This is a genomic window from Streptomyces tricolor, assembly GCF_002155905.1.
In the GTDB taxonomy this organism is placed as follows: Bacteria; Actinomycetota; Actinomycetes; order Streptomycetales; family Streptomycetaceae; genus Streptomyces; species Streptomyces tricolor.
Genome location: NZ_MUMF01001104.1, coordinates 1 through 696 on the forward strand (window position 1 = coordinate 1; position 696 = coordinate 696).

Below are 696 nucleotides of genomic sequence, written 5' to 3' on the forward strand. Positions count from 1 at the left end.
CCCCCTCGCTGTCTCCCTCGCCCACCGGTCCGCGGTCCGCGCCCGCCGATGCGACGGCCCTCCGGCCGCCCCTCCCGTCGGCGCGTCCGGCGGCCCGCGGTGCGGCCCGGGCGGTACGGCTCGCCCTGTGCCTGGCTCCCCTGCTGCTCGCCGCCGGCTGGGCCGTGGCCAACCGTCCGGTGGTGGAGGAGGGCGTCCGGCGGCTGCTCGCGGCCGACCCGCGGTGGCTGCCGGCCGCCGTCGGCTTCACCTGTCTGACCTGGGTGGCCGCCGCCTGCGTCCGGCAGGGTGCGCTGCCCGACCCGCTGCCGCCGGGGCTGCTGCTGGCCTCGCAGTTCGCCGCGGGTGCCGCCAACCACGTGCTGCCCGGCGGGCTCGGCGCCCACGCCGTCACGCTGCGCTTTCTGCGCGGCCGGGGCGTGCCGCTGGACCGGGCGACCGCGTCGATCGGGTTGTACGCGCTGGCCAGGAGTTCGGCGAAGGCGCTGGTCCTGCTGGTGTTCCTGGCCGTGTCGCCGGCCTGGCGGCGCCTGGGCGAGCTGGTCCCGGACGGGCGGCTGCTGGTTCCGTTCGCCGTCGTCGGGTGCGGGGCGGCCGTGGCGGCGGGGGCGCTGCTGACGGTCGTACGGCCGGTGCGGCAGGCGGTGACCGGGCTGCTGCGGTGTGCCCTGGCCGACCTGCGGGCGGTGCACCGCC

Annotated in this window: 1 pseudogene; it reads left to right on the forward strand. The window is 79.5% G+C overall.

Annotated features, from left to right (window positions below):
• Positions 1 to 8: 8 nt before the first annotated feature.
• Positions 9 to 696 (forward strand): annotated as a pseudogene (locus tag CCN44_RS42990) (lysylphosphatidylglycerol synthase domain-containing protein); the annotation flags it as partial.